Origin of the sequence: Janthinobacterium sp. GMG2 (genome assembly GCF_033949445.1) — a bacterium.
GTDB lineage: Bacteria > Pseudomonadota > Gammaproteobacteria > Burkholderiales > Burkholderiaceae_D > Janthinobacterium > Janthinobacterium aestuarii.
The window spans coordinates 26,093-51,309 of the sequence record NZ_JAXAWA010000008.1 but is presented as its reverse complement, the minus strand read 5'-3'; the positions used below and the strand labels follow the sequence as shown (position 1 = coordinate 51,309).

Below are 25,217 nucleotides of genomic sequence, written 5' to 3'. Positions count from 1 at the left end.
GTTTTGCGTTTCAGGAAAAGCGAACTTAGCGGGCAAAGACGTAATTGATCAGGAAACCGATCGCCACGCCCGTGCAGAGGCCGCCGGCGATTTCCACCAGGGTATGGCCCATGCGCTCGCGCAAGGTCTTGTGCGTGGCGCTGGCCGCTTCGCCGGCCAGGCGGTTGATGGCGGCCGCCTGCTTGCCCACGTGCTGGCGCAGGCTGTTGGCGTCGATGATGACGATGAAGGCCAACGTCACGGCCACGCCGAAGGCGGGATGACCGATGCCTTCGCGCAAGGCGATCAGCGTGGCCATGCTGGACACGACGGCGCTATGGTTGCTGGGAAAGCCGCCATTGCCGACCAGGCCGAACGCCCATTGCCGCGTGCGGGCACTGTTGATCAGAAATTTGATCGGTCCGACCAGGATCCAGGCGATCAGGGGCGTGACGAGGTAAGCGATATCCACGGGGTATTCCTTCTTATATATATGTAGAGAGTGTGTCTGGGGCTGCGGCAGCCAGACAGGCGCGCCGCAATTATCGCAGATCAACCGCGTTAGCAGAACCGTCCTTCGCCATGCCATAAAAACGCCGCCAGCGACGGCGATCATATAAAATCATGGCATATACAACAATTGACGTATATCAACACTGAGTGCGGCGCGCACAGCGGCGCGGATAATCAAACGTCTTCATACTTGCAACGGGGTCCTCATGCGGCATTTCAGAATTTCCTTTTTAGTCACTTTTATCCTGATGGCGGTGTCGGGCTGGTGGGGTTACAGCCATGGCGGCATGGCCGGCATGATCCAGGCACTGTGGATCACGGGCGTGCTGGGCATCATGGAAGTGTCGCTGTCGTTCGACAATGCCGTCGTCAACGCCTCGGTCTTGCGCCACTGGAATGAGTTCTGGCAAAAACTGTTCTTGACGGTCGGTATCCTCGTGGCCGTCTTCGGCATGCGGCTGCTGTTCCCGCTCGTCATCGTATCGGTGGCCACGGGCCTGGGCCTGGTCGACGTGTGGACCATGGCCACCACGACGCCGGACGTGTATGCCAAGCACCTGACGGACAACCATGCGCAAGTGGCGGCCTTCGGCGGCGCTTTCCTGCTGCTGGTCTTCCTGAACTTCCTGTTTGACGACGAGAAAGAATTGCACTGGCTGGGCTGGGCCGAGGAAAAAGTCAACGCGCTGGGCACCGAAAGCCTGGCCGTGCTGATCACCATGGGCGCCGTGGCTGCCTGCGTGGCGATGGGCCCCGTGGACGAAAAATACAGCGTGCTCGCTTCGGGCATCGTCGGCATCGCCGTCTACATCGGCGTGAACTGGATCAGCGGCTTGCTGGAAGAAGGCGAACCGGACTTGCAGGATGAGGCGGAAGAAGGCGCCGCGCCAGCCAGAAACGGCAATGGCGACCTGGTAAAAACGGTGGCGCGCGGCAGTATCGGCGGCTTCCTGTACCTGGAAGTGCTGGACGCCTCGTTCAGCTTTGACGGCGTGATCGGCGCCTTTGCCATCACCAACGACGTTGTCATCATCATGCTGGGCCTGGCCATTGGCGCCATGTTCGTGCGCTCGATGACGGTCTTCCTCGTTCACAAGGGTACCCTGGACGAATTCGTCTACCTCGAGCACGGCGCCCATTATGCGATCGGGATTCTCGCCTTGATCATGCTGGCGTCCGTCAAGTACCATATTCCGGAGTGGTTTACCGGCCTGTCGGGCGTGGCCTTCATCCTGGTCTCGCTGTGGTCATCGCTGCGTTATCGCAAACGGCACGCGGCAGAAGCTTGAAATCGGGGGTTGCGCCCCCAGTTGAAAGAGTAATGGCACGAGCGCCCTGGCGCTCATCCCATGCAGGTCTGTTTGAGTTATTTATTAAAAAGGAGCACCACATGGCAATCAGTTTGCAAAAAGGCGGCAACGTCAACCTGAGCAAGGAAGCACCGAACCTGAAGAAGATCATCGTCGGCCTCGGCTGGGATCCTCGTTCGACGGACGGCGCCACCTTCGACCTTGACGGTAGTGCTTTCCTCCTGAAAAGCGACGGCAAAGTCCGTGGCGACTCTGACTTCATCTTCTACAACAACCTGAAGTCGACCGACGGTTCCGTCGTCCACACGGGCGACAACACCACGGGCGAAGGCGAAGGCGACGATGAGCGCATCGAAATCGACCTGTCGCGCGTGCCGGCCGACATCGACCGCATCAGCGTCACCGTCACCATTCACGACGCCGACGCGCGCCGCCAGAACTTCGGCATGGTCTCGAAAGCCTTCATCCGCTGCCTGAACGCGGAAGGCGAAAAAGAAATCGCCCGCTACGACCTGTCCGAAGACAGCTCGACGGAAACGGCGATGATCTTTGGCGAAATCTACCGCTACAACGGCGAATGGAAGTTCAAGGCCATCGGCCAGGGCTTTAACGGCGGCCTGGGCCCCCTCGCCCGTTCGTTCGGCGTCAACGCCTAATTCACGCTCGTTAAACCTACTGCGCCGCTCACTTTCGGGCCTGCGTTGCTCGCTACCTCGGCGGTCCCGTACCTCCGTACAGCTGCGCGACTTAACCCGAAATCGAGCTTGCTCGCTACGGTTTTCCGAGGTGAATTATCTTAATGTCATATCATTGCTGCCGCCTGCACAGTTCAGGCGGCTTTTTTTTGGAGATTTATCATGCCAGTATTTAGTGTCACCGGCGACGTCGATCCCTTCCTCCACGTCAGCATGAAGCAGGGCGAAACCATCTATTGCGAATCCGATGCGATGGTGATGATGGAGACGGCGCTGGACTTGAAAGGCAAGATGACGGGCGGCTTGGGCAGCGCCATCATGCGCCGCTTCGCGAATGGCGAATCGTTCTTCCAGCAGCACATCGAAGCGGTGCGCGGCAGCGGCGACTGCCTGCTCTCGCCCACCCTGCCGGGCGCCATCGAAGTGGTCGACGTGGGCGCGCGCCAGTACCTGCTCAACGACGGCGCCTTTGTCGCCGCCACTTCGGGCACGGAAATGAAGGTGCGCACGCAAAGCATCGGCAACGCCTTGTTCGCCCAGTCGGGCGGCTTCTTCGTCATGGAGACGGCCGGCACGGGACAAGTGGTGGTGTCGGGCTTCGGCTCCATGTTCCAACTCGACGTCGAGCCGGGCAAGGATGTCGTGATCGACAATTCCCACGTCGTCTGCTGGGACAGCAGCCTGAAATACGAGATTTCCGTGACCACGGGCGGCGGCGCGAGCGGCGGCGGCATCGGCGGCTTCCTCGGCAATATCGTCAACAGCGTGACCAGCGGCGAAGGCATCGTGCTGCGTTTTTCCGGCTCAGGCAAAGTGTTCATCTGCTCGCGCAACCGCGATGCGTTCCTGAAGTGGACGGCGTCGGGCAAAGCCGGCTGATTTCCTCCCTCTAAGGCCAGGTTAAGTCTGGTCGTTTAGAATCCCCGCGCGCGCACATGCGCGCGGCTTCCCTATTTCCACTCGGTCCCCGTACATGCAAAGAGTCTGGTTCAACAAAACATTTTCCTCGGTCGGCACGGCCATGCGTCTGATCCACGAGGCCGACATGGCCGCGACAAACGGCGCCCCCCGCTATCACATCGTGTGCAGCAATACGAACGCGCACGCGGCCGCCTTCCTGTCGGCCCACGAATACGCAGTCGAACCGTCGGGCCTCACAGGCCTCAATTATGTCGAGTGGTGCCTGGAGTTTTGCCGCGAGCGGGGCATCACGATTTTCTGGCCCGGCAAGGAAGCGGGCCTGATCGGCAGCGCCAGCGCGCGCTTCGCCGCCATCGGCACGCGCGTGCTCAGCGTGGCCAGCGAAGAGACCCTGACCCTGATGCACGACAAGGCGCGCTTCTGCGACGGCCTCGATCTGCCGATGGCGCGCCCGGCCGACTACCGCGCCGTGACCACCATCGCCGAATACGACGCCGCCTACGCCGAACTGCGCCCGCTGCATCGCAAGCTGTGCATCAAGCCGTCCGAATCCGTGTATGCGCTGGGCTTTGCCATTCTCGATGAAGAGCGCACCAGCGCCCAGTTGCTGCTGGCCGGCGCCGCCTACCAGATCAATGCGCAGGAGTTGCGCACAGGCCTGGCGCAGATGGCATCGTTCAAGACCCTGCTGCTGATGGAATACCTCGATGGCCACGAATACAGCGCCGACTGCGTGGCAGACCAGGGCAAGCTCGTTTGCGCCGTGCCGCGCAAGAAGCTGCACGGGGGCGGCAGCGGCCAGCTGATCGAACTGCGCGACGACCTGCTGGCGGCTTGCGAGAAACTGGCGCGCGACTACCGCTTGAATGGCGTCTTCAACATCCAGTTCCGCGAAGGCGCGAATGGCCTGGCGCTGCTGGAGATCAACCCGCGCATGTCGGGCGGCATCGGCATGGCTTGCGCGGCCGGTCCCAACCTGCCTTACCTGGCACTGGCCGGTTTCGACCAGGGCTTTGACAAGCTCACCGTGCCCGCCGTCCAGGAAGGCATGCGCGTGGGCGAAGCCGCCTACGCCGTGGAGCTGCCATGAGCATCGTCAAGCAGCAGATGCCCACGGGCGAGCTGACCTTGACAGTGGACGAGGCGCGCTTTCCGCTGGACTGGCTGATCGGCTTTGCCGCGCGCGCCAACGCCAAGCGGGGCTTCCTGTTCCTGTCCAAAGTGCTGGGCAAGCACTGGCCCGTCACGCCGCGCGCCATGCAAACCATCCACGACGACCTGGCCGCGCAGATTCCTCCCAGCCTGCCCGGTCCCGTCGTCTTCATCGCCATGGCGGAAACGGCCGTCGGCCTGGGCCAGGGCGTGTTCGAGGCATGGCTGCGCGCCAACCCGAATGGCAAAGCCCTGTTTTTGCACAGTTCGCGCTACCGCGTGGGCACGGTGCCCTTCTTCGAATTCGAGGAATCGCATAGCCACGCGCCGCGCCAGTTCCTGCATTTGTCGGACGCTGCCAGCGCCCTGTTTTCCACGGCGCGCAGCCTGGTGCTGATCGACGATGAAGCGTCGACCGGCAACACCTTCGCCAATCTGGTGCAAGTGTGCCGCGCGCGTTATCCGCAGCTGGAAAAACTGCACCTGGGCGTCATCACCAATTTCATGGGCCAGGCCGCCAACGCGGGCTTGAGCGAGCGTTTCGGCCTGCCCACCAGCATCGGCGCGGCGCTCTCCGGCCAGTATGCGTTCCAGGCCGGCGACGCGCCGGCGCCGGTGGCGGCCAGCGCGCAGCGCTTCGAGGCGAATGCGGAACGGGGCGCCAGCCCCGCGTTCGGCCGCATCGGCGTGGGCCGCGCCCTGGCGCCGCCGCAAGGCCTGGCCGTGCAGCTGGCGCAGGAAATCGGCGCCGGCGACTCCGTGCTCGTGCTGGGCACGGGCGAATTCATGCACCCGTCGTTTTTGCTGGCGCGCGAACTCGAAGCGCTGGGCAAGAACGTCGTGGTGCAGTCGACCACGCGCTCGCCGATTTTGTCGTGGGGCTCCGTCGGCCACATCGTCAACTGCGATGACAATTACGGCGAAGGCATCGCCAACTACCTGTACAACGTGGCGCCTGGCCAGTACCAGCACGTTTTCATCTGCCATGAAACCCCGGCCAGCCCGGCCCTCATGCAACTCGCCGGCCAGTTGAACGGCCGCCTGTTCCACTTTCAGTCAGAGACCAAAATTGAAGAAATTCCTGTTTGTTGATCTGGACGACACACTGTTCCAGACCCCGAAAAAATGCCCTGGCGAGACCGACCTGCAAGCGGCCGCCTATTTGAAAAATGGCGACGCCTGCTCGTTTACGACGGCGCGCCAGCGCGCATTCTTTGAATTCGCGCAAAGCGGCATGACCCTGATTCCCGCCACGGCGAGAAATGGCGACGCCTTCCGCAGAGTCGACCTGCCGTTTACCAGCTACAGCGTGCTCGATTACGGCGGCATCGTGCTGCAGCCTGGCGGAGCACTCGACTCTGGCTGGCTGGCCCTGATGCAGGACGACATGCAGACGGCCCTGCCCGGCCTGCGGGACGCCATGCGCATCATCGACGATTTCCAGGCCAAGGCGGGCATGCCTTCGCGCGCGCGCCTGATCGAAGACTACAACACGCCGTTCTACATCGTCGTCAAGGACCATGAAGCGCGCGGCGAACGCCTGGCCGACATCGAAGAGCAGGTGCTGCAGCAGTGGATCGCGAGCGAAGGTTCCGATTACTTCATCCACCGAAACGGCAACAACCTGGCCGTGTTGCCGAAGACCTTGAACAAGGCGCGCGCCGTCGCCTACCTGCGCGCGGAACTGGAAGCCGAACACGGCCCCATCGTCAGCTTCGGCATGGGCGACAGCCGTTCGGACGCCCGCTTCATGGCCGCCTGCGACTACGCCATCATCCCCAACGGCACCCAGCTGGCGGCACTCACGGTGGCGGCGCTATGACCGAAGGCACGCAGCATTTCAGCGGCAGCTACCGCCAGGAAGACGTGGAATTTCTGCTCACGCCGATGGCGCTCGAACCGATACGCGACCTGGCCGAAAAAGAGCGCTTGATCCAGTCGGGCCAGCGCCACTACAGCGAAATGCTGTCGCCCGAGTCCCTGCCTTCGCCCGCCTACCTGGCCCTGTTCCAGAGCGCGTTCGCCGCCAACCGCCTGCAGATGGCGCGCGACTGCCTGCGCCTGGCCGCGCTGATCGCGGCGCGCCGCACGGGTTCCATCACCCTGGTGTCGCTGGCGCGCGCCGGCACGCCCGTGGGCGTCATCCTGGGTCACTTGCTGCGCCAGGTATTCCAGCGCGAATGCAGCCATTATTCCGTCTCCATCATCCGCGACCGCGGCATCGACGCAAACGCCCTGCAGCACATCCTGGCGCAGGGCCATGCGGCCGACTCCCTCGTCTTCGTCGACGGCTGGACGGGCAAGGGCGTGATTTCGCGCGAGCTGCGCCAGACGGTCAATGACTTCAATGCCGCGCATGGCACGGCGATCGACGGCGGCCTGTTCGTGCTGTCCGACCTGGCCGGCACGGCCGCCTGCGCCGCCTCGGCCAGCGACTACCTGATCCCGTCGAGCATTCTGAATGCCACCGTCTCGGGGCTGGTCAGCCGCTCCGTGCTCAACGAAGCCATAGCCCCCGGCGACTTCCACGGCTGCGTGTACTACGCGCAGTTCGAGCAGCACGACCAGTCGCGCGCTTTCGCCGACGGCCTGGTGGCCGACGCCGTGGCCATTGCCGCCAGCAGCGGCGTGCCGCTGGCCGAAGCGAGCGATGCGCCAGCCATGGCGGCCCGCTCGCAAGCCTACATGGCTGCCACGCAGCAGGAATACGGCATCAGCGACATCAATCTGATCAAGCCCGGCATCGGCGAAGCGACGCGCGTGCTGCTGCGCCGCGTGCCCGAGCGCCTGATCGTGCGCGACACGAATGCGCCGGACGTGGCACATTTGCTGCTTCTGGCGCAGGAAAAAGCCATACCCGTCACAGTAGAACCGGCGCTGCCTTACCAGGCGGTCGCCCTTATCAGGAGCGCAGTCGATGGATAACAACTCCCTACACCCACAAAGCGAGCATAAAGCGGCGCTCGGCGCCTCCATGTATGTACCGACCACGCACAAGGATTTGCTGGCGATCGCCAATGGCGACAAATTCAGCCATTTGCGCTCGGTGATCCTTTGCACCGAAGACGCCATTGCGGAACGCGACCTCAGTTACGCGCTGTTCAATCTGTCGCTGGCGCTGCAAAACATGTGCGACGAATCGGATACCTTGCGCTTCGTGCGCGTGCGTAATCTCGACGTGCTGGCGCGCGTGCTGGCCATGCCGGGCGCCGACAAATTGAGCGGCTTCGTGCTGCCGAAATCCACGCGCAGCAATTTCAACGCGTATTTCGAGCTGGTGCGCCACACGCACCATCTGCTGATGCCGACCCTGGAAACGGCGGAAGTGTTCGACGACGAGGAAATGAAGCAGTTCCGCATCATCCTGTCCGCGCCGGAAGTGCGGCGCCGCATCCTGGCGCTGCGCATCGGCGGCAACGATCTGCTGGCCCTGCTGGGACTGCGCCGCCCGACCAGCGGCACCATCTACCAGACGCCGCTGGGCCAGGTCATCGGCCGCCTGGTGACGATCTTCAAGCCACACGGCTTCCAGCTGACGGCGCCTGTCTTCGAGCACCTGTCGCAGGGCAGCTGGCTCGACGCCGAAGTGGCGCAGGACATGGCGCACGGCATGATCGCCAAGACAGCCATCCACCCGGACCAGGTGCCGCAGATCGAGCGCCACTACCAGGTGGCGCAGTCGGACATCGAACTGGCGCTGCGCATCATCGACCCGGACAGCCCGGCCGTGTTCCGCATGCAGGAATCGATGTGCGAAGTGGCGACCCATTCCAGCTGGGCGCTGCGCATCATCGAGCAGGCGCGCCTGTTCGGCATCCGCCATGCGGCCGATGGCGCCGCCGCGCACCATCCGACTACCTCATTGACTCAACTCTCAAGCGACGAAGGGATTGCACGACCATGACCAATTTCACACGCGGACAAAAAGGCAAACTGGCTGACCTGGGCTTGAACGGCCCGTTTGCCGTCACGCTCGATATCGTTTCGGGTTCGATGGAAGTGGACGTCAGCTGCTTCGGCGTCGATGCGGCCGGCAAACTGTCGGACGACCGCTACATGGTGTTCTACAACCAGAAAAGCGCGCCCGACAACGCCGTCACGGTGGAGCTGAATGGTCCCCGCTCCACGTTCCAGGTCGACCTTGCCCGCCTGCCCGCCTCGATCGACAAGCTGGTATTCACGGCGGCGACGGAACAGGGCAGCATGCGCGCGCTGGGCAACTCCAGCATGGCGCTGGGCCAGGCGGCCACGTTTGCCTTCACGGGCAATGACTTCCAGGACGAGAAAGCCGTCATCATCGGCGAACTGTATCGCCGCGACGGCAGCTGGCGCTTCGGCGCCGTGGGCCAGGGTTTCGCCGGTGGCCTGTCGGCCCTGCTGAAGCACTTCGGCGGCAGCGAGGCGGGGGCATCCTCCCCTGCGCAGGCACCGGCTTCCGTGCCTGCGCCAGCGGCTCCGCCGACGGCGAATAAAATCTCGCTGTCGAAAATCCGCCTGGAAAAACGCGGCGACAAGATCTCGCTCGACAAGCGCGACAGCGGCGGCTATGGCCGCATCAAGGTCAACCTGAACTGGAACCAGAACGCGTCGCAAGGCCAGGCGCCCGCATCGAAACTGGACACGGGCTTCCTCGGCAAGCTGTTCAACAAGCCGGCCGGCCGTTCGGGCGGCATCGACCTCGATATCGGCTGCCTGTTCGAAATGAGCAATGGCAGCAAAAGCGCCGTGCAGGCACTGGGCAACAGCTGGGGCGCCTACGACCGTCCGCCGTACATCCACCTGGAAGGCGACGACCGCACGGGCAGCATCAGCAGCGGTGAAAACATCTTCATCAACGGCACTCATTTCGACCAGATCAAGCGCGTGCTCGTCTACGCCTTCATCTACGAAGGCGTGCCGAACTGGGCCGCCACCGATGGCGTCGTGACGATCGAGATTCCCGGCCAACCGACAGTGGAAGTACGCCTCGACAGCGACAGCCAGCACGCCATGTGCGCCATCGCCATGCTGGAAAACCACGGAGGCAACCTGCAGGTGACAAAATTGGTGGAATACTTCGGCGGCCAAGGTAAAATCACGGCGCACCAGGCCATGGACGAAAGATATAACTTTGGTCTTAACTGGAAAGCCGGCCGCAAGGACTGATCCTTTTACCTAGACAACCCAACCATGACCCCTACGACCAAAAAAGTCACCTTCGCCTTTGCCATCTTCCTCGTGGCCGGCTTCCTGCTGCTGGCAGCCTACACGTGGATGGCCCTCAGCTTCTCGTACTCGGAAGGCGAACGGGCGGGCTACCTGCAAAAGTTCTCTAAGCGGGGCTGGATCTGCAAGACATGGGAGGGTGAATTGCTGCTGACGGCGCTGCCGGGCACCATCCCGGAAAAATTCCAGTTCAGCGTGCGCGATGAAGACGTGGCGAAGCAATTGACGGCCGCCGCCGGCAAGCGCATCCTCGTCACCTACAGCCAGCACAAGGGCGTGCCCACGCAATGCTTCGGCGAGACGGAATATTTTGCCGATAAAGTCGTATTGAGCCAGTAACACCGTAATTTCGCAGCATCGCGCCGGCCGGCCCTTCCAGGCTGGCGCCTCCCTCCCGCCTCATCACTGGCGCGCCTCACACATTCTCACTTTCTTATACACTTGTGATGAGTTCTGGCCAGTACAGTCCATAAATGTAGCCAATGTGCAAGATGCTTGCGCAATCGCATGATGCTCCGCCAGACGACCGTTAGCGTGTATTCACCTCTGTCACTGGAAACGTCATGCGCCTGCCATACACCGTCCTGGCCCTGCTGGCCGCCGCCCTCCCCCTGTCTGCCCGGGCACAGGATATCTCCGGCATGGCCGGCGCCCTGAAAGTGCACTCGACCAATGAACGCACCTTTGTCGGCGCCATCAGCTACACGCAGCCGGTGGGCAATTACAATGCGGTGAGCCTGTCGTATATCAACGAGGGGCATCCGGAAGACCATCACCGCGACGGCATGGCGGGCCAGGTGTGGCTGCGCACGAAAAACGTGGACCAGGGACTGATGCTGGGTGCCGGCATCGGCCGCTATTTTTTCTTCGACACGGCCAAGACGGACGAAGCGCCGCACAATTTCGACAATGACCACGGCTGGGGTTCCATCGCCAGCCTGCAGGCGCGCTGGCAATTCGACAACCGCTGGTATGCCTTGGCCCAGGTCAACCGCATCCGTCCCAGCGGCAAGGACGCCACCACGCACCTGCTGGTCGGCGCCGGCTACCGCTATGACGGCGTGCCGGGCGCCAAGCTGCACTTGCAGAACTGGGCGTATGACGACGCCTTGACCCTATCGACAGGCCACACCATCGTCAACAGCTTCCGCTCCGAATCCTCGCGCCCGTTCACCCTGGAATACCGGCGAGCAGCGGGAAAATACGTGGACTGGAGCGCCACCGTCATCGACGAAGGCAGCACGGCGCTGGCGCACCGGCGCGGCGCGGCCGCCCAGCTGTGGCTGATCCGCTCGCTCAATGAAAAGGTGGAATTCGGCATGGGCGCGGGACCGTACGTGGCCTGGGACGGCCGCGACACCCAGGGCCACGACGCGCGCCTGACTGGCTTGCTGTCAGCCGTGGCCCGCTACCACGTCAACCGCCACTGGCTGGCGCAAGTGGCGTGGAACCGGGTGGTAACGGATTACCACCGCGATGCCGATGTGCTGCTGGTGGGGGTGGGCAGGAAGTTTTAAACGTTACAGCCTAGCGCGAACGCCAGACGGCACCAGCGTCATTCGGCTGCGTCAATCGCTCGATCACTTCCCGCGTCAAACTGGCCGAGCTCACCTGTTCGGCTTTCGCGCGGGCGGCGGTCAGGGAGCTGGAAAACGCGCTTTGCGGTTGCTCCAGGCTGGCGCGCAGGGCGGCCAGTTCGCGCTCCTGCTGCTGCGCGCGCTCCATCTCCCGTTCCAGCAACTGCTGCTTGGCAGCCGCCATCGCGCGCGTCGTCTCGGCCGCCTTGCGCTGCAGGGCCGCATGGGCCTGGGCGCTGGTCAGCAAGGCTTGCTGCGCGTCGAGTTTCTCGCTGGCGGCCTGCTGTGCGGCCAGTTCCAGCTGCTCGCGCTGGCGCATGGCATCGAGCGCCTGCTGTTCCATGGCGGCGCGCGCTTCGGCGGCTGCCGTCGCCTGCTTTTCCGCTTCCAGGCGGCCGGCGATGGCTTGCGAGGCGCGCTCTTCGGCGCTGCTGGTCTGGCGCTGCTGCACCAGTTTTTGCGCGATCAGGGCCAGCGACTCGCGTTCGGCCGCGACGAAATCGCGCTCGGACGCCAGCAGCGCATCGGCCGCTTGCGCCTTGTCTTCTTCCACGCGGGCGCGCTCGCTATGCACTTGTCCCAGCTCCACGGCCAGGCGTGCCTGCGCCTGCACGGCTAGCGCTGCGGCGGCCTTTTTTTCGCCTTCGACCAAGGCCTGGTCCATCAGGATGCGAATGGCGTCCGCTTCTTTTCGCGCCGCTTCCCGCAAAGCCTGTTCGGCCGCCTGCTGGCCGCGCAGCAGTTCCGCTTGCGCGCCTTCGGTGGCGATGCGTTCCTGCGCCGCGTTGAATGCCAGCGCTTCCGCTTCCAGTTTTTCTTTCAAGGCGGCGATGGCGGCTTGTTCCGCGGCCAGGCGCTCCTGCTCCGCCTGCAGCAGCTGCTCTGCCTGACGGGCTTTTTCCTGCGCCAGTTGCGACGCTTGCTCCTGCGCGGCCAATGTCGCCTTGCCGGCATCGACTTCGGCTTGCTCGGCTTCGTTCTGGCTGGCGGCCAGTTCCGACGCCTGGCGCGCCAGTTCGGCGCGTTCCTGCGCCAGACTGGCGGCGCGCTGCTGCTCTTCCAGTTCGCGGGCGGCGGCCACCGCGGCTGCCTGCTCGGCCGCTTCGCGGGCCTTGGTTTCTTCGAGGGCCGCCGTTTCCGCTTCCAGCTTGGCGTGGCCGGCGATTTCCGCATCCTGTTCGGCGGCCACGCGGGCCAGCGCCACGGCGCGCAGCTGGCGGTCCACCTCGATGCGTGCCTCGGTGGCGGCAAGGATGCGCACGTCGGCATCGCGGCGCGCCTGCGCGCTGGCCACGGCGACCATTTCCAGGCGCTCGCGGTGGATGGCCGCGTCGCGCAATTCCTTTTCCGTCTGCAGGCGCAAACGTAGCGATTGCGCCGCATGGCGTTCCGATTCCGCCTGCGCCAAGGCGATGGCTTCGCGTTCCTGTTCCAGGTGCGCCAGCGCGCGCGCTTCTTCCAAGGCGCGCACTTCGGCGGCGGCGCGGTTGAAGGCCGATTCCAGCGCGATCTGGTCGGCGCGCTCGCGCTGCACCGTCAAGTCCAGCGCTTCGCTTTCCGCTTCGGCCAGCATCTGCGCCGTCTGGCGCGCACCGTGCGCATGGCGCTCGCGTTCGCGCGCCAGCACGGCAACTCGTGCATCGGCCGAGGCGATGCCCACCATTTCTTCCTTGGCCGCCTGCACGGCGGCGACTCGCTCGACGGCCTGCAGGCGCGCCTGCTCCGTCTGCACTTGCAATTCTTCGGCGGCGCGGGCGGCCTGCTCGGCCAGTTCCGACTGCACGGCCACCTGTTCGCTGGCGCGCAAGCGGCTTTCCTGCTCGGCGCGCGAACGCTGTTCGGCGGCCAGGCGGATTTCGTTATCGGACTCCACGCGGGCACGCAGTTCGGCCGTCTCCTGCTTGACGGCTTCCAGGCGGGCCACGCTCGCTTGCGCGGCGGCGCGCATGGTATCGAGACGTTCGCGGTTGGCGGCAATCGCTTCTTCGGCTGCCTGCGCATTTTGCTGGGCGGCGGCGGCGGCGGCCGCGTCGATGGCGGCGCGGTCCTCGGCCAGCGAGCGCACGCGCGCCTCGGCCAGGGCTCGGCTTTCGGCGGCGCAGGTAGCTTTCGCTTCCGCTTCCACGCGGGCAATCGCCTCGTGGATGGCTTTCAATTCCATTTTCTGGCGTTCGACGGCGGGCGCCTTGCTGTCGGCTTCGACTGCCGCCTCGGCCTGCGGTTCGGCTTGCAGTGCGGGCGTGATGGCGGCAGCAGGCGCTTCCGCCTTGCTTTCCAGGTCCTTGAAATCATGCAGCGAGACGATGCTGTCCTGGTCGAACTCGTCGTCGGCGGAATACGCGACGGTGAGGGAGGCGGCCTGGCGCTGATTTTGCTGTGCTTGCATGATTTCTCGCTTGTTCGGGTGAATTCCGTTGCTTCTAGGAATTTATTACCACCATTATCGAACAGGCATGCACAAATCAGCGCGGCAAGAAGAGGGGCGTTTACCGCCCTTTTCCTGCGTTTAGGTCAAACAGGCCACAATGGCGCTTCGTCCATCAAGGCCACCTGCTCCCTGAGTTCCAATATCCGGTCCTGCCAATACCGCTGCGTGTTAAACCACGGGAAGGCGACGGGGAAGGCGGGGTCGTCCCAGCGGCGCGCCAGCCAGGCCGAATAATGGATCAGGCGCAGGGTGCGCAGCGCTTCGACCAGGTACAGCTGGCGCGGGTCGAAATCGCAAAAGTCTTCGTAACCGGCCAGGATGTCGCTCATCTGGCGCACCTGGTCGCTGCTCTCGCCCGACAGCATCATCCACAGGTCCTGGATGGCCGGTCCCATGCGGCTATCGTCGAAATCGACGAAATGGGGGCCGGCGTCCGTCCACAGCACATTGCCGCCATGGCAGTCGCCGTGCGTGCGCAGCATGGCCACGTCGCCCGCACGGTCATAGCAGCGCTTGACGCCGTCGAGCGCCTGCTGCGCCACGCTGGAATAGGCGGCCAGCAGTTCGGGCGGCAGGAAATTGCCTTCCAATAGAAACTCGCGCGGTTCGACGCCGAACGTCTGGTGGTCGAGCGCCGGCCGTTCCTTGTAGGTCGACAGCGCGCCGACGGCGTGGATGCGGCCGATGAAGCGCCCTATCCATTCCAGGGTGGCCGGGTCGTCCAGCTCGGGCGCGCGGCCGCCATGGCGGGGGAAGACGGCAAAGCGGAAACCCTGGTACTGGTGCAGGGTGCTGCCGTTGATTTCCAGCGCCGGCACCACTTGGATTTCGCGCTCGACCAGCTCGGACACGAATGCATGTTCTTCCAGGATGGCCGTATCGCTCCAGCGCGCGGGGCGGTAAAACTTGGCCACCAGCGGCGCGCTGTCTTCGATGCCGACCTGGTAGACGCGGTTTTCATAGCTGTTCAGGGCCAGCAGGCGGCCATCGCCGCGCAGTCCCACGCTGTCGAGGGCGTCGAGCACGCAATCGGGGCTCAGGGCGGAAAAGGGATGGACGGGCCGGTCGTCCTCGTGCGGCTGGTTTTCATTGTGCATAAGCGACATTGTAAGGCGCGCGCGGGCCGCCGGTGCAAACACTTGGGCGGCAAGCCGCAGCAAGGCGTATACTGGCGCCTTACATTCAATCAAAGAGCAAGCCATGCAACTCGAACAGCCATTATCAGAAAAAGAATTTGACGAATTAGACCAATTCCTGTTGTCGGACCGGTGCTCCGAAGACGCGATGACCATGGATATGCTGCACGGCTATCTGACGGCCGTGGCCATCGGTCCGGAACCGATCATGCCGGCCGAGTGGTTGCCGCGCGTGTGGGGCGAAGATGTCAACGACGCGCCGAAGTTCAAGAACAGCAAGGAAGAAGAGCGCATCGTCAACCTGATCATGCGCTTCATGAACGAAGTGCTGGTGACGTTCGAAGTGGCGCCGAAAGAATTCGAAGCCCTGTTCGTCGAACACGACTACGAAGGCCAGACCCTGATCGACGCCGAAGCCTGGTGCTGGGGCTTCTGGGACGGCATGGAACTGCGTCCGGGCTCGTGGAACGAGATCTGGGATTCCGAAGTGGCCGAACTGATGCAGCCTATCTACCTGCTGGGCGCCGACGAAATCAAGGAAGAAGAGCTGAAACTGGTGGAAGACCCTGTCAAGGCGCACAAGCTGGCGCAGGAACTGGAAGCGAACCTGCCGGCCATCCACCGTTTCTGGGTCCCGCGCCGCAAGGCACCGGTGCAAACCATGAAGCGCGAAGAGCCGAAAGTGGGCCGCAACGACGACTGCCCTTGCGGCAGCGGCAAGAAGTTCAAGAAATGCTGCGGCGCCGAGCCGGCAGCCGAGTAATCGCGCAGTAGCATCCCTGTTGCGCCGGCGTCCTGCCGGCGCAGCGCCGACGCTGGCCCCCGGGCTATAATCGGCGCATGAAACTCCCCGACCTGAACCTGCTCGTCGCCCTCGACATCCTGCTCGAGGAAGGCAGCGCCGTGACCGCCGCGCGGCGCATGAACTTGAGCGCGCCGGCCATGAGCCGCACCCTGGCGCGCATCCGCGACGCCATCGGCGACCCCGTCTTCGTGCGCTCCGGGCGCGGCCTGGCGCCCACCCCGCGCGCGCTGGAATTGCGCGAGCAGGTGCGCGGCGTGGTGGAGCAGGCGCACGCCATCTTCACGTCGGGCCGCGAAGTCGACTTGCGCACCCTGGAACGCACCTTCAGCCTGTGCGCCAATGACGTGTTTGTCGGCGCCTACGGCGGCAAGCTGCGCGACCTGCTGGCCGTGCACGCGCCGCACACGGTGCTGCGCTTCGTGCCCGAAGGCGACGGCGCCACGGAAAACGACGCCCTGCACGCTGGCCGCATCGACCTGTACATCAGCGCGCGGCGCGCCTTTGCGCCCGACATCAAGCTGCAGCAGCTGTTTAGCAGCGGCTTTGTCGGCATCGCCCGCAGCGACCACCCGATCTTCGACGGCCCCATCAACCTCGACAGTTTTACCGAGTACGAGCATATCAGCGTCTCGCGGCGCGGCCTGGCGCGCGGCCCGTTCGATACGGCCCTGGAGGAGCGGGGCTACACGCGCAGGGTTTCGCTGATCAGCCCCAACTTCCAGTCCGCCATCTTCGCCGTGGCCGATTCGCGCCTGCTGCTGCCCTTGATGCCCACACCGCTGCTGGCCATCGTCGAGCGCCTGGGCCTGAAGCTGCGCACGTTCGAGCTGCCCATCCCCGTCGACAGCGTGGAAGTCTTCCAGGCCTGGCACCCGCGCCTCGACCACGACCACGCGCACCGCTGGCTGCGCCGCATGATCAAGGAGCTGTGCAGCGGCACGCCGCCAGGCACCTAAGGGCTGAGCTCAACCATCATTGCGCCAGACGCAATTCACACTTCCTTAATTATCAATTTTCACAAGATTAACGGCTATCTATACTGCGTGGACTGATCCTCATCCACGGAGTTCCCTGTGTCCGCTGTACCCCTTCCCGGCGCCGTCCCCGCGGCCGCGCCGCCTGCTCCTCCCGCCTTCGGCCTGCGCCTGGCCACGGGCCTGACCGGCGTGCTGCTGGCCGTGCTGGTGGCCGGCCTGAATGAAAACATCACCAAGGTCGCCCTGGCCGACATCCGCGGCGCCATGGGCATCGCGCGCGACGACGCCAGCTGGCTCGTGGCCCTGTATGCGGCCGCCTCGGTGTCGGCCATGGCGTTCGCGCCGTGGTGTTCCGTCACGTTCTCGCTGCGCCGCCTGACGGCCGGCGCCATCATCGTCTGCATGGCCGCGGGCCTGCTATGCCCGTTTGCGCCGAACCTGTCCGTGCTGATGATACTGCGCGTGGTGCAGGGCGTGGCCGGCGGCGCCCTGCCGCCCATGCTGATGACGGTGGCGCTGCGCTTCCTGCCGCCGAACATCAAGCTGTATGGCCTGGGCGGCTATGCGCTGAGCGCCACTTTCGGTCCCAGCCTGGGCACGCCGCTGGCCGCCTTCTGGACCGAGTACCTGGGCTGGCAATGGGCGTTCTGGCAAGTCGTCCCGGGCAGCATCGTCGCCCTGCTGATGGTGTCCTGGGGCTTGCCGCAAGACCCGCTGCGCCTCGAACGCTTCCGCCAGTTCGATTGGTGCGGCCTGCTGCTTGGCCTGCCCGCCATCAGCATGCTGGTGGTGGGCATGCTGCAGGGCGAACGCCTGGCGTGGTTCGCCTCGCCCCTGATCTGCGTGCTGCTGGGCGGCGGCGCCGTGCTGCTGGTGCTGTTCTTCATCAACGAGTGGTCGCATCCGCTGCCGTTTTTCAAGCTGCAGCTGCTGTCGCGGCGTAATCTCAGCCACGCCCTGCTGACCCTGGGCGGCGTGCTGTTCGTGCTGCTGGCCGTGATCCTGATCCCCTCGTCCTACCTGGCGCAGGTGCACGCCTACCGTCCGCTGCAAACGGCGCCCGTGATGCTGATGGTGGCGCTACCCCAATTGATCGCCTTGCCGCTGGTGGCCGCTATGTGCAATCTGCGCGCCGTCGACTGCCGCTGGGTGCTGGCCATCGGCCTGGGCATGCTGGCCGTCTCCTGCGTGCTGGGCGCGCGCATGTCGCCCGACTGGATACGCACGCATTTCTACCTGCTGCAAGCGGTGCAGATCTTTGCGCAACCGATGGCCGTGATTCCATTGCTGCTGCTGGCCACCACGGGCCTGGCGCCGCAGGATGGCCCATTCGCCTCGGCCTGGTTCAACACCATCAAGGGCATGTCGGCCGTCGTCGCCACCGGCGTGCTCGATGCGCTGATCACGCGCCGCAACCATTTTCATTCGACGGTGCTCAGCGAACGCCTGGGCAACCTGCAGGTCGGCGTGGACATGGCGGGAATGGCGCAGCGCATGCATGCGCAAGTCGTCACCCTGACCTCGTCCGACCTGTACCTCTGCGTGGCCGCCATCGCGCTGGCCATGATTGTGATCATTCCCATCCTGCCGACGCGCGTCTATCCGCCGCGCGCCGCTTGAATTTTCATTTTTACGAAAGAGCATCCCCATGCAAAAACCCATACTGCGCTCGCGCGCTTTTCTCCTCGGCCTGGCCCTGCTGGCCTGCGCCCTCGCCTTTTGCGCCTGGCAACTGCTGTTTTCCCGCAGCGATGAACAAGGCACCGACGACGCCTTCATCAGCGCCGACTACACCGTGCTCTCCCCCAAGGTGGGTGGCATCGTGCGGGAAGTGCTGGTGGAAGACAACCAGGCTGTCAAGGCGGGTCAGCTGCTGGCCCGCATCGACGACCGCGATTATCAGGCCGCCGCCGCCTCGGCCCGCGCCGAAGTCGCGGGCGCCGAGGCGCAGCTGGACTATGCCCGCGCCACGGTGCAGCGCCAGCAATCGGTGATCGAACAAGCCACCACCCTGGTCGAGGCCAACCAGGCGGAAGACAAACTGGCGCAGCAGGAACTGGCCCGTTCAACGCACCTGGCCGGCCAGGGCGCGGGCAGCGTGCAGAATGCGCAGCAGGCGCAGTCGCGCTACGACGTGAGCCGCGCGCGCCTGGCGCAAAACCGCGCCGCCCTCGTCGCCACCCGCAAGCAGACGGACATTTTGCAAGCGCAGCAAGGCGCAGCCGAAGCAGCCCTGCTGCGCGCCAGCGCCAGCCTGCAACGGGCCGAACTGGATCTGTCGCATACGCAGCTGCGCGCCCCCATCGACGGCATCGTGGGACGCCGCGCCGTGCGCGTCGGCGCCCTCGTGGCGCCCGGCGCCAGCCTGATGGCCGTGGTGCCCCTGAACCGCAGCTTCGTTGTCGCCAACCTGCAGGAAACCCAGCTCACGCACGTGCGCCAGGGCCAGCGCGCCAGTATCGCCGTCGATGCCTATCCGGGCGTGCTCCTGCACGGCACCGTGCACAGCATCGCGCCGGCCACGGGCGTAACGTTTGCCGCCATCGCGCCGGAAAACGCCACCGGCAACTTCACCAAGGTGGTGCAGCGCATCCCCGTCAGGATCGCGCTCGACCCGGCGCAGGATGGCGAACATCGCCTGCGCGTGGGCATGTCGGCCGAAGTGCGCATCGATACGGCCGCGCGCCGTCAACAGCTGCAACAGGTGAGCGCGCGATGAAAGCACTGATCTTGATCACGGCCCTGGGCCTGGCCGGCTGCGGCAGCGTCGGCACCGACTTCCAGCGCCCGCCCCATGACCTGGGTCAGCAATGGCGTCAGGCGGAAGATGTCCGATTCGCGGCGGCACAGGATGGCGCCATCGAGCAGCACTGGTGGGACAGCTTTGGCGACGCGACCTTGTCGTCCCTGCTGCGGCGCGCCGCCGGCGCCAACCTCGACGTGCTGGCGGCCGCCAGCCGGCTGGAGCAAAGCCGCGCCGCGCGTGGCGTCATCGGTGCCGCGCAAGGCCCGTCGCTGGGCGCGAATGGCGGCTACAGCCGCGCGCGCAACAGCGAACAAGGCTTGAGCGACCCGTCGCGTCTGAACGGAAAATCCGCCTACAGCCTGTGGCAAGGCAACCTCGATGCAGCCTGGGAGCTGGACCTGTGGGGCCGCGTGCGGCGCGAAGTCGAAGCGGCCGACGCGCGGGTCGACGTGGCGATGGAGACGCAGCGCGGCGTGCTGTTGGCCGTGCTGGCCGAGACGGCGCGCGACTACATCGAGCTGCGCGGCGCGCAGCAAACCCTGGCCATCACGCAGCAGCTGCTCGACATCGCCCGCCATACGCTGGAGCTGACCCGCATCCGCCTGCGCGAAGGCGCGGCGACGCAGCTCGACGAGTCCGAGGCGGCGACCCACGTGGCCACCATCGAAGCGCGTTTGCCGCCGCTGCAGCAGCGCGTAGCGCGCCTGGGCAATGCCCTCGCCCTCTTGCTGGCGCTGCCGCCGCAGTCGCTGCAGGCGGAACTGGGGGCCAGCAAGGATATCCCTATTGTGGCCATGCAGGTGCAGCGGGGCGTGCCCAGCAGACTGGCCGAGCGGCGTCCCGACATCCGCCGCGCCGAAGCGCAGCTGCACGCGGCCACGGCCGCCATCGGCGTGGCGCAAGGTGATTTTTATCCGCGCATCACGCTCTCGGGCAGCGTCGGCCTGCAAGCGATGCAGCTGTCCGATATCGGCTGGGACGCCAAACGCTTTGCCTTCGGTCCCGGCTTCAGCGTGCCCCTGTTCGATGGCGGCCGCCTGCGCGGCAACCTGCAATTGCGCGAGGCGCAGCAGCAGGAAGCGGCCATCGCCTACCGGCAGACCGTGCTGGCCGCCTGGCACGAGGTGGAAGACGCCTTGTCCGGCTACCAGGCCAACGCCCGCCGCCAGGCCAGCCTCGATGAAGCCGTCAAACAGGGACGGCGCGCGCTGGGCAGCGCGGAACTGCAGTACCGCCAGGGCGGCACGGACCTGATCAACGTGCTGCACGTGCAAAACACCTTGTTGAACAACGAAGCGGCGCTGGTCGACAGCCGCGCCACCGCGTCGCTGTCGCTGGTCCAGGTCTACAAGGCGCTGGGCGGCGGCTGGCAAGCCTTTTCAAGCACCTCGCAAGAAAGTACCCAATGAAACCGAACCCCGCACATTTTTCCATCCACGACGTCAGCGACTTTCCCATCGTGCGCTTTCGCCCTGAAACGGCCGTCGCCGGCTATGCCCCGCTGTGGGAAAACGACATGGACGCCCTGTTGCGCCATGGCGAACCGTTCGTCATGCTGTTCGAAGAGGAGCGCAGCGATGAAGCGCACGTCGACCGCAAGCGGCGCGGCCTGTGGCTCAAGCATCACAAGGTGGCGCTGGCCGCCATTTGCCGGGGTCTGGTGTCCATCGAGGCGGACGCGGAACGGCGCGCGCGCCTGCAGGCGATGGCGGCCGGCGCCATGAAAGCCTTCGGCATCGTGCAGGAAGTGGCGGCCACACGCGAACAGGCCGACGCCCTGATGGTGTGGCTGCTGGGCAGCGGCCAGATGGCGCGGCCGCGCGCGGCGGACGTGTGGTGAGTGAGTCGGTCAGGCCGCCCTGCGCACGGCGCTCCTGGCAGGGATGACGCACACGTGGCCATCGCTGCTGGTGGCCGTCGTCAGGGCGATGCCGTACAGCGCGGCCAGGGCGGGCACGGCGCCGGCATCGCTGGCGATGTCGGCGACCAGCTGGCCCGAACGCACGAGCAGCAGCCGCTCGAAGCCCAGCAAGGCGTGATTGATGTCGTGCAGGATGGCGATGACGGCGTGGCCGCGCGTGGCGCAGAACTGCTGCAGGCTGTCGAGCAGATCGAACTGCAGCCCGGGATCGAGCGCCGCCAGCGGTTCATCGACGAGTATCAAGCCATCGCGCACATCCCACATCTGCGCGAAGATGCGCGCCAGCTGCACCCTCGCCTGCTCGCCGCCGGACAGGGTATCGAGGCGGCGGCCCAGCAGATGCCCGGCGCGGGCCAGGGCGGCAGCGTCCTGCACGATCCGTTCCAGCTGCGGGTCGACTAGGCGCGCCACCCGCCCGAGGCCGATCACCAGTTCGCACTGCAAGCCGAAGGCCACGTTCGAGCCTTGCGGCAGCACGGCGCGGCGCAGGGCCAGTTCGGCCAGCGGCCACTGCGCCAGGGGACGGCCGGCAAGCACCACCTGGCCCGCCTGCGGCTGCAATTCGCACGCCATCAGTTTGAGCAGGGTCGACTTGCCCGCGCCGCTGGGACCGAGGATGGCGATGCGCTCGCCGGGCGCCACCCGCACGTTGAAGGGGCCGAAATACTGCTGGCCCAGTTGTGTTGTGGCGAAGGAGAGTTCCAGCAGGGGCGTCATGTTCACCTCTAGGCCGTGCCGTGGCGGAAGCGCCGCAACAGCATCAAGAAAAATGGCCCGCCCAGCAAGGCCGTGAAAATGCCGACGGGGACTTCCGCGGGAATGGCGACGGTGCGCGCCAGGGTGTCGGCCAATAGCAGCAGCAAGCCGCCGGCCAGCATGGACAGCGGTAGCACGCGGCGCTGGTCGGCGCCCAGCCAGGTGCGTACCAGGTGCGGCGCGATCAGGCCGATAAAACCGATGCCGCCGCACCAGGCGACGGCAAACCCCGTCAGCACGGCCACCAGCACGATCACCTGCGTGCGCAGCCGGCCCACGTCGACGCCCACGTGCAGCGCCTGCGCCTCGCCCAGCGCCAGCGCGTTCAATGAGCGCATCAGGAAGCGCGTGGCCCACAGCGCGCCGGCCAGCACCAGCAGCAAAGCCGCCACCTGGCGCCAGCTGCCGGCCGACAGCGAACCGAGGGTCCAGAAAGTCAGGGTGCGCAACTGGTCGTCGCTGGCCAGGTAGATGCACAGGCCCATGACGGCCACCGTGATGGCGTTCAGCGCTACGCCCGTCAGCAGCAGGCCGACGATGGAGCCGGGTGTGGCCCAGCGGGCAACGCGGTCGAGCAGGACGCAGATCAGCATGGCGCCCGCAAACGCGGCCCCCGGCAGCAGCCACACACGCAGCTCGGGCGCCACGTGCAGGCTGGCGGCAAAGACGATGGTGGCCGCGCCCGCGCAGGCGGCGCCGCTGCTCACGCCCAGCAGCCCCGGGTCGGCCAGCGGATTGCGGAACAGCCCTTGCGTCAGGCCGCCGGCCAGCGCCAGCGCGGCACCGATCAGGGCGGCGAACAGGGCGCGCGGCAAACGGATATGCCACAGCACATAGGCGCCGCCGGACAGCGCCTCGCCGCCCGCTTGAAATGGCGCCAGCCAGTCGGCCAGCGTCACGGGCACGGCGCCCGCCTGCACGGCGATGAGCAGACCACCAGCCAGTGCGGCCGCCAGCAGCCCGCCTGCGCCCCAGCGTGGCCAGCGCCATGGAGCGGCGGACACCACGGAGGCCACGTTCATGCAGCCATGGCTTTCGCAAAGGCGGCGTCGAGTTCCATGAGCGCCTGCGGCATGCGCGGGCCAAAGCCCAGCAGCAGCATGGCTTCCAGCGACACGATGCGGTGCTTGCGCCCGGCCGGCGTCTGCGCCAGGCCTGGCAGTTTCAAGATGCCGTCCACGCCGCCCGAGGCCTTCAAGCCCTGGTCCGTGACGAGCACGATGTCGGGCCGCGCGGCGATCACGGCTTCCGGCGTCAGCGGTTTGTAGCTGGCGAATCCACCCTGCCCGCCCATCACATTGACGGCGCCCGCATACGCGAGCATGGCGTCGGCGCCCGTCTCGCGCCCGCCCACCATCACCTGGTTCGGCGCATGCGCGAGGATGAACAGCACGCGCACGGCTGATTGTACCGGCGAGTGGCCGCGCTGGCGCACCTTGGCCAGGGCGCCGTCCCACTGCTGCTGCAAGGCTTGCGCCAGGCGCGCGGCGGGGTCGGGCCGGCCCGTGATCTGGCCCACTTGTTTCACCCGTTCGAGCAAGCCTTCGAATTGGTTATTCGCGTTCAGCACCGCCACCGGCACGCCTGCATCGCGTACCTGGCGCAGCACGGCTTGCGGCCCCGCTTCCTCGGTGGCGATCAGCTGCGTGGGCGCCAGCGACAGCACGCCCTCGGCCGACAAGGTGCGCGCATAGCCGACCTGCGGCAGTTGTTGCGCCACAGCCGGATACAGCGACGTCGTATCGACGCCCACCAGTTCGCCCTGCGCCTCGAGCGCATAGACGATTTCCGTCAGGGCGCCACCCACGCTGACGATGCGCCGCGCTTTCGCCACGGGTTTACCCGCGTCGCTGACGGCGGCCAGCACCTGCATCGGCGCGGCCAGCGCCAGGGCTCCCGCCCCCATCTTTTTCAGCGCGATGCGGCGCGCCACGCTGGCGGCGATCATGCGGCGCATAGTTCGCCCTCCCGCGCCACTCTGTCGACGATATGGCGCCATTCGCACAGCTCGTGCACGCCCGGCTTGCGCTCGCCGAAGAACATGACGATGGTGTCGCCCTTGGCGTCGAACAGTTCCACGGACGTCACCAGGCCATCGACCGTGGGCTTTTTCACCACCCAGGCGCTGGCGATATGGTCTTCGCGCAAATGCAGGTTGAAGCGCGTGTCGAGGATATTGATCCACGGCCCCATCACGGCGATCTTGTGCACGGGCCCCGAATGGATCTGGATCATGCCGGCATTGCCGACGAAGGCCATGATCGATACTTTTTCAAGCGCGGCGTCCTTGAGCAGGTCGAGCACGCAGGATTTGTCGAGCTGCTGCACGAAGCGCGCCTCGGCCAGGCGCAAGCCCTGCAGGCGCGAGACCGAGTATTTTTTCAGCATGGTGAAAAATTCATGCGTATCGCGCAAGTCGGCCCAGGCGGCGCGAAAGCCGGCCACGTCGATCTGCGCGTCGGGCAGCTCGGCCGGCGGCGGCGCTGGCGCCTTCACGGCGATGCCGGCCGCCTGGTCCGTGTCGGCAAAATGCGCGACCAGCGCGTCGTAGGCGGCAATATCGCTTTGCGGCTTGAGGAAAATCTTGTGCACGGCCTGGCCGGCCGCATCGAAAAACTGCAGGCTGCGCTGCACTTCCTTTTCTCCCATCTCGCGTACGGCAAAGCCATGCGCCCACTGGCGGTAGAACACGCGCAGGTCGATGTCGCCACCGAGCACCAGGCCCACGTGGTTGTTGTGGCTGGCTTTTCGATAGACACCCGTCTTTTCATGCACGCACGAAGCGTTGCGCGTCAGCGCCATGACTTCGCCCAGCGGTTGCAGCGCGGCAATGATGGCGGGCCAGTCGGGCTGCAGGCGCTCGGCGCCCAGCAAGGCGCCATTGGCCAGCGACAGGCCCGCATGTGCGGCGATCAGCTCGCCTTCGGAAATGCCCAGGTCTTCGGCGATGTCGCGGTGGCGGGCTTTTTTCTCGCGGCGCAGGCGGGTAAATTCGCTGGTGACCAGCTCGGTATTGCAAATAGGGGGCATGCTCGACACGGTGTCTCCTTTCAAGGCGAACACTGGCTGGCATGGGCTGGCTGGTGGTGGGGGAAT

24 protein-coding genes are annotated in these 25,217 nt (G+C 65.4%); 17 read left to right on the top strand and 7 right to left on the bottom strand.

Annotated elements, in window-relative coordinates; all coding sequences use genetic code 11:
• Window positions 1–25: 25 nt before the first annotated feature.
• Window positions 26–451, bottom strand: coding sequence for a divergent PAP2 family protein (locus tag SKZ59_RS24040; RefSeq protein WP_319993171.1), 426 nt, complete (start codon window positions 449–451; stop codon window positions 26–28).
• A gap of 247 nt (window positions 452–698) precedes the next feature.
• On the opposite strand from SKZ59_RS24040, the gene SKZ59_RS24035 reads away from it, so the two are divergent.
• The 11 genes from SKZ59_RS24035 (at window position 699) to SKZ59_RS23985 (ending at window position 11,292) form a co-directional block, all read left to right on the top strand.
• Entirely contained in the window at window positions 699–1,781 is a 1,083-nt protein-coding gene (locus SKZ59_RS24035) for a DUF475 domain-containing protein (protein ID WP_319993170.1), read from the top strand.
• 101 nt (window positions 1,782–1,882) lie between these two features.
• Window positions 1,883–2,458, top strand: a complete 576-nt coding sequence (locus tag SKZ59_RS24030; protein WP_034759261.1) for a TerD family protein — start codon at window positions 1,883–1,885, stop codon at window positions 2,456–2,458.
• Between the two features lie 201 nt (window positions 2,459–2,659).
• The gene (locus SKZ59_RS24025; RefSeq protein WP_034759265.1) at window positions 2,660–3,376 is read left to right on the top strand and encodes a TIGR00266 family protein; all 717 of its coding nucleotides are present in this window, start codon (window positions 2,660–2,662) and stop codon (window positions 3,374–3,376) included.
• Window positions 3,377–3,470: 94 nt separating this feature from the next.
• Window positions 3,471–4,508 (top strand): ATP-grasp domain-containing protein, encoded by a 1,038-nt coding sequence (locus SKZ59_RS24020; protein WP_319993169.1) that lies wholly within the window; start codon window positions 3,471–3,473, stop codon window positions 4,506–4,508.
• Complete coding sequence (locus SKZ59_RS24015; RefSeq protein ID WP_319993168.1) at window positions 4,505–5,662, top strand: phosphoribosyltransferase domain-containing protein; 1,158 nt, start codon at window positions 4,505–4,507, stop codon at window positions 5,660–5,662. Before SKZ59_RS24020 ends, SKZ59_RS24015 begins: the two co-directional genes overlap by 4 nt.
• Window positions 5,640–6,392, top strand: coding sequence for an HAD family hydrolase (locus SKZ59_RS24010; protein ID WP_319993167.1), 753 nt, complete (start codon window positions 5,640–5,642; stop codon window positions 6,390–6,392). Before SKZ59_RS24015 ends, SKZ59_RS24010 begins: the two co-directional genes overlap by 23 nt.
• A complete protein-coding gene (locus tag SKZ59_RS24005; RefSeq protein WP_034759277.1) occupies window positions 6,389–7,495 on the top strand; it encodes a cysteine protease StiP family protein in 1,107 nt (368 codons plus the stop codon). Before SKZ59_RS24010 ends, SKZ59_RS24005 begins: the two co-directional genes overlap by 4 nt.
• The gene (locus SKZ59_RS24000; RefSeq protein WP_034759282.1) at window positions 7,488–8,474 is read left to right on the top strand and encodes an HpcH/HpaI aldolase/citrate lyase family protein; all 987 of its coding nucleotides are present in this window, start codon (window positions 7,488–7,490) and stop codon (window positions 8,472–8,474) included. Before SKZ59_RS24005 ends, SKZ59_RS24000 begins: the two co-directional genes overlap by 8 nt.
• Window positions 8,471–9,715, top strand: coding sequence for a TerD family protein (locus SKZ59_RS23995; protein WP_319993166.1), 1,245 nt, complete (start codon window positions 8,471–8,473; stop codon window positions 9,713–9,715). Before SKZ59_RS24000 ends, SKZ59_RS23995 begins: the two co-directional genes overlap by 4 nt.
• Before the next feature lie 24 nt (window positions 9,716–9,739).
• Window positions 9,740–10,114, top strand: coding sequence for a hypothetical protein (locus tag SKZ59_RS23990; protein WP_034759290.1), 375 nt, complete (start codon window positions 9,740–9,742; stop codon window positions 10,112–10,114).
• Between the two features lie 224 nt (window positions 10,115–10,338).
• Complete coding sequence (locus SKZ59_RS23985; RefSeq protein ID WP_319993165.1) at window positions 10,339–11,292, top strand: hypothetical protein; 954 nt, start codon at window positions 10,339–10,341, stop codon at window positions 11,290–11,292.
• 10 nt (window positions 11,293–11,302) lie between these two features.
• Here SKZ59_RS23985 and SKZ59_RS23980 read toward each other — a convergent pair whose 3' ends face one another.
• Both SKZ59_RS23980 and SKZ59_RS23975 read right to left on the bottom strand, forming a co-directional pair.
• Window positions 11,303–13,738, bottom strand: a complete 2,436-nt coding sequence (locus SKZ59_RS23980) for a hypothetical protein (RefSeq protein WP_319993164.1) — start codon at window positions 13,736–13,738, stop codon at window positions 11,303–11,305.
• A 125-nt stretch (window positions 13,739–13,863) separates the two neighbouring features.
• Complete coding sequence (locus SKZ59_RS23975) at window positions 13,864–14,877, bottom strand: serine/threonine protein kinase (RefSeq protein WP_319993163.1); 1,014 nt, start codon at window positions 14,875–14,877, stop codon at window positions 13,864–13,866.
• Window positions 14,878–14,980: 103 nt separating this feature from the next.
• On the opposite strand from SKZ59_RS23975, the gene SKZ59_RS23970 reads away from it, so the two are divergent.
• From SKZ59_RS23970 to SKZ59_RS23945, 6 genes are all read left to right on the top strand, one after another.
• Window positions 14,981–15,679 (top strand): UPF0149 family protein, encoded by a 699-nt coding sequence (locus SKZ59_RS23970; protein WP_034759318.1) that lies wholly within the window; start codon window positions 14,981–14,983, stop codon window positions 15,677–15,679.
• A gap of 77 nt (window positions 15,680–15,756) precedes the next feature.
• A complete protein-coding gene (locus SKZ59_RS23965) occupies window positions 15,757–16,677 on the top strand; it encodes a LysR family transcriptional regulator (protein WP_319993162.1) in 921 nt (306 codons plus the stop codon).
• 117 nt (window positions 16,678–16,794) lie between these two features.
• Window positions 16,795–18,318 carry an MFS transporter gene (locus SKZ59_RS23960; RefSeq protein ID WP_319993161.1) on the top strand — a complete coding sequence of 508 codons (1,524 nt, stop codon included), beginning with the start codon at window positions 16,795–16,797 and terminating at the stop codon, window positions 18,316–18,318.
• Window positions 18,319–18,346: 28 nt separating this feature from the next.
• Complete coding sequence (locus tag SKZ59_RS23955) at window positions 18,347–19,417, top strand: HlyD family secretion protein (protein ID WP_319993160.1); 1,071 nt, start codon at window positions 18,347–18,349, stop codon at window positions 19,415–19,417.
• Window positions 19,414–20,853, top strand: a complete 1,440-nt coding sequence (locus SKZ59_RS23950; protein WP_319993159.1) for an efflux transporter outer membrane subunit — start codon at window positions 19,414–19,416, stop codon at window positions 20,851–20,853. Before SKZ59_RS23955 ends, SKZ59_RS23950 begins: the two co-directional genes overlap by 4 nt.
• A complete protein-coding gene (locus tag SKZ59_RS23945) occupies window positions 20,850–21,284 on the top strand; it encodes a hypothetical protein (RefSeq protein WP_070300842.1) in 435 nt (144 codons plus the stop codon). Before SKZ59_RS23950 ends, SKZ59_RS23945 begins: the two co-directional genes overlap by 4 nt.
• Window positions 21,285–21,293: 9 nt before the next feature.
• Here SKZ59_RS23945 and SKZ59_RS23940 read toward each other — a convergent pair whose 3' ends face one another.
• The 4 genes from SKZ59_RS23940 to SKZ59_RS23925 are packed head-to-tail and all read right to left on the bottom strand — an operon-like array spanning window position 21,294 to window position 25,151.
• On the bottom strand, window positions 21,294–22,082 hold the full coding sequence (locus SKZ59_RS23940) for an ATP-binding cassette domain-containing protein (protein ID WP_319993158.1): 789 nt from the start codon (window positions 22,080–22,082) through the stop codon (window positions 21,294–21,296).
• An 8-nt stretch (window positions 22,083–22,090) separates the two neighbouring features.
• Window positions 22,091–23,143: a FecCD family ABC transporter permease gene (locus tag SKZ59_RS23935; protein WP_070300838.1), complete on the bottom strand. Its 1,053-nt coding sequence runs from the start codon at window positions 23,141–23,143 to the stop codon at window positions 22,091–22,093.
• The gene (locus SKZ59_RS23930) at window positions 23,140–24,078 is read right to left on the bottom strand and encodes a heme/hemin ABC transporter substrate-binding protein (RefSeq protein WP_319993157.1); all 939 of its coding nucleotides are present in this window, start codon (window positions 24,076–24,078) and stop codon (window positions 23,140–23,142) included. The genes SKZ59_RS23935 and SKZ59_RS23930 overlap by 4 nt, the downstream gene beginning before the upstream one ends.
• Window positions 24,066–25,151, bottom strand: coding sequence for a hemin-degrading factor (locus SKZ59_RS23925; RefSeq protein ID WP_319993327.1), 1,086 nt, complete (start codon window positions 25,149–25,151; stop codon window positions 24,066–24,068). Before SKZ59_RS23925 ends, SKZ59_RS23930 begins: the two co-directional genes overlap by 13 nt.
• Window positions 25,152–25,217: the final 66 nt, after the last annotated feature.

What these genes read in the sequence shown, in the direction of transcription:
- SKZ59_RS23935 (WP_070300838.1), bottom strand. Translation starts at nt 23,143, where the DNA reads ATGAACGTGGCCTCCGTGGTGTCCGCCGCTCCATGGCGCTGGCCACGC.
- SKZ59_RS23955 (WP_319993160.1), top strand. Translation starts at nt 18,347, where the DNA reads ATGCAAAAACCCATACTGCGCTCGCGCGCTTTTCTCCTCGGCCTGGCC.
- SKZ59_RS23940 (WP_319993158.1), bottom strand. Translation starts at nt 22,082, where the DNA reads ATGACGCCCCTGCTGGAACTCTCCTTCGCCACAACACAACTGGGCCAG.
- SKZ59_RS24000 (WP_034759282.1), top strand. Translation starts at nt 7,488, where the DNA reads ATGGATAACAACTCCCTACACCCACAAAGCGAGCATAAAGCGGCGCTC.
- SKZ59_RS24020 (WP_319993169.1), top strand. Translation starts at nt 3,471, where the DNA reads ATGCAAAGAGTCTGGTTCAACAAAACATTTTCCTCGGTCGGCACGGCC.
- SKZ59_RS23995 (WP_319993166.1), top strand. Translation starts at nt 8,471, where the DNA reads ATGACCAATTTCACACGCGGACAAAAAGGCAAACTGGCTGACCTGGGC.
- SKZ59_RS24005 (WP_034759277.1), top strand. Translation starts at nt 6,389, where the DNA reads ATGACCGAAGGCACGCAGCATTTCAGCGGCAGCTACCGCCAGGAAGAC.
- SKZ59_RS23925 (WP_319993327.1), bottom strand. Translation starts at nt 25,151, where the DNA reads ATGCCCCCTATTTGCAATACCGAGCTGGTCACCAGCGAATTTACCCGC.
- SKZ59_RS24035 (WP_319993170.1), top strand. Translation starts at nt 699, where the DNA reads ATGCGGCATTTCAGAATTTCCTTTTTAGTCACTTTTATCCTGATGGCG.
- SKZ59_RS23930 (WP_319993157.1), bottom strand. Translation starts at nt 24,078, where the DNA reads ATGCGCCGCATGATCGCCGCCAGCGTGGCGCGCCGCATCGCGCTGAAA.
- SKZ59_RS23980 (WP_319993164.1), bottom strand. Translation starts at nt 13,738, where the DNA reads ATGCAAGCACAGCAAAATCAGCGCCAGGCCGCCTCCCTCACCGTCGCG.
- SKZ59_RS23990 (WP_034759290.1), top strand. Translation starts at nt 9,740, where the DNA reads ATGACCCCTACGACCAAAAAAGTCACCTTCGCCTTTGCCATCTTCCTC.
- SKZ59_RS24025 (WP_034759265.1), top strand. Translation starts at nt 2,660, where the DNA reads ATGCCAGTATTTAGTGTCACCGGCGACGTCGATCCCTTCCTCCACGTC.
- SKZ59_RS23970 (WP_034759318.1), top strand. Translation starts at nt 14,981, where the DNA reads ATGCAACTCGAACAGCCATTATCAGAAAAAGAATTTGACGAATTAGAC.
- SKZ59_RS23950 (WP_319993159.1), top strand. Translation starts at nt 19,414, where the DNA reads ATGAAAGCACTGATCTTGATCACGGCCCTGGGCCTGGCCGGCTGCGGC.
- SKZ59_RS24015 (WP_319993168.1), top strand. Translation starts at nt 4,505, where the DNA reads ATGAGCATCGTCAAGCAGCAGATGCCCACGGGCGAGCTGACCTTGACA.
- SKZ59_RS23965 (WP_319993162.1), top strand. Translation starts at nt 15,757, where the DNA reads ATGAAACTCCCCGACCTGAACCTGCTCGTCGCCCTCGACATCCTGCTC.
- SKZ59_RS23985 (WP_319993165.1), top strand. Translation starts at nt 10,339, where the DNA reads ATGCGCCTGCCATACACCGTCCTGGCCCTGCTGGCCGCCGCCCTCCCC.
- SKZ59_RS23975 (WP_319993163.1), bottom strand. Translation starts at nt 14,877, where the DNA reads ATGCACAATGAAAACCAGCCGCACGAGGACGACCGGCCCGTCCATCCC.
- SKZ59_RS24030 (WP_034759261.1), top strand. Translation starts at nt 1,883, where the DNA reads ATGGCAATCAGTTTGCAAAAAGGCGGCAACGTCAACCTGAGCAAGGAA.
- SKZ59_RS23945 (WP_070300842.1), top strand. Translation starts at nt 20,850, where the DNA reads ATGAAACCGAACCCCGCACATTTTTCCATCCACGACGTCAGCGACTTT.